The sequence below is a fragment of the bacterium endosymbiont of Bathymodiolus sp. 5 South genome (assembly GCF_900128535.1).
GTDB lineage: Bacteria > Pseudomonadota > Gammaproteobacteria > PS1 > Pseudothioglobaceae > Thiodubiliella.
Genome location: NZ_FQTR01000417.1, coordinates 1 through 869 on the forward strand (window position 1 = coordinate 1; position 869 = coordinate 869).

General features: G+C 32.8%; 1 protein-coding gene and 1 pseudogene. One reads left to right on the forward strand and one right to left on the reverse strand.

What is annotated here, in order from left to right:
- Positions 1-197: pseudogene (locus tag BBROOKSOX_RS11900) on the reverse strand (alanine--glyoxylate aminotransferase family protein); the annotation flags it as partial.
- A gap of 157 nt (positions 198-354) precedes the next feature.
- Here BBROOKSOX_RS11900 and BBROOKSOX_RS11905 point away from each other — a divergent pair.
- Positions 355-869 (forward strand): DUF262 domain-containing protein (locus BBROOKSOX_RS11905; protein WP_139662105.1); only part of this gene is annotated, 515 nt, incomplete at its 3' end.

Sequence of the window (869 nt, forward strand, 5' to 3'; positions counted from 1 at the left end):
GCTGATACAGGCATGGTTAATTCATTTTCAGTTTTGAAAATAGTCTTTAAGCCTTCTTTAGTTTCATTCATCATGCCAACAAAAGCAGGGTCAAGGTGTCCAATCGTTGGACGCGCCATAGCAGATAAAATTCTCGGATGCACATCACTTGGACCTGGACCCATTAGTGTTCTTATTGGTGGATTGAATGATTTCATAGTTTTATAAAGGTTAGAAAATAAAAAGCCATTATAATGGCTTAAATATTAATTATTTATAAAATATCGCTTGATTTATTTAAGGATATTTTTGTTAAACTTTTGACGGTAAAATAAACCGCAATTTAAATTCAAAAAAAACTTGTAGGAATACATTATGTCAGAACCCAGAGAAGAAGATGAGATTGAAATGACAGATAATGAGGTGGGGGAATATGACCAAGACATTACCAGCCCTTTTTCAGTTAATGATATAAAAGTTACACATGCAACTGTTATGTTGCCAACCATAATTAATCGTTTAAAAAGAAAGGAGATAGGCATCCCAGACTATCAACGACAGGCTGATTTGTGGAGCAATAATCAAAAAAGTAGATTGATTGAATCTATTTTGCTAAAACTACCTTTGCCGGTATTCTACTTTGATGTTAGCGATCCTGAAAAATGGATGGTAATTGATGGTTTGCAAAGGATTTCTACCATCAAAAGTTTTTTTGTTAAACAGACATTAAAACTTAAAGGGTTGGAGTTTTTAATAGAATTAAATGGTAAAAAATGTGATGATTTGCCCACCAACTTACAAAGAACTATTGAAGACACAATGTTTGTCGCATATCATATAGAGGCACAAACACCAAAAGAAGTACGCTATTCAATTTTTAATCGCATTAA